We start from the raw sequence: 557 nt of genomic DNA on the forward strand, positions 1-557 counted from the left end.
CGCTGGTTGTAGTAGCGCCAGAACAGGTCGCGCTGCGTCCAGTGGTGGGACAGGTCCACCCAGTGGCCCCAGTTGAACCAGAGCGCGAACGCCGCGGCCAGGCCCCAGAACGTGCTGAACAGCAGCACGCGCGAGCGCTGCAGCGCGGCCACCACCGCCAGCACGCCGGCCACGCCGAACGCGAAGCCCATGCCCACCTTCACGTTGATGGTGCCGGACAGGGCCTTGAAGAGCGCGTCGGACGCGGCCGGTCCCTTGAAGCCGCGCACCGCCAGCGCCACACCCACCAGCGCCAGGCCGAATCCCACCGCCTGGAGCACCGTGCGCCCCGGCGCCTCCTCCGGCCGCGACGCCTGCCAGACGAGGAAGCCCGCGAGCGCCAGCAGCGCCACGCCCCACAGCCCCATCGCGGACACCTGCCCCTGCGTGGCCACCACGACCAGCGTGGCCCCGCCGGTGAGCAGCAGCCCCAGCGCGACGGCACGCCCGGCGGCCGGACGCTCCTGCTTCACCTTGGAGGAGAACGCGTCGAAGGCCAGGTACACGCCGAAGGCCAG

The 557-nt window shown here is 72.9% G+C and carries 1 pseudogene; it reads right to left on the bottom strand.

Annotation, left to right across the window (positions count from 1 at the left end):
• Positions 1-557: pseudogene (locus D7W79_RS42610) on the bottom strand (ArnT family glycosyltransferase); the annotation flags it as partial.

It is taken from the genome of Corallococcus exercitus (genome assembly GCF_003611585.1).
Taxonomy (GTDB): Bacteria; Myxococcota; Myxococcia; order Myxococcales; family Myxococcaceae; genus Corallococcus; species Corallococcus exercitus.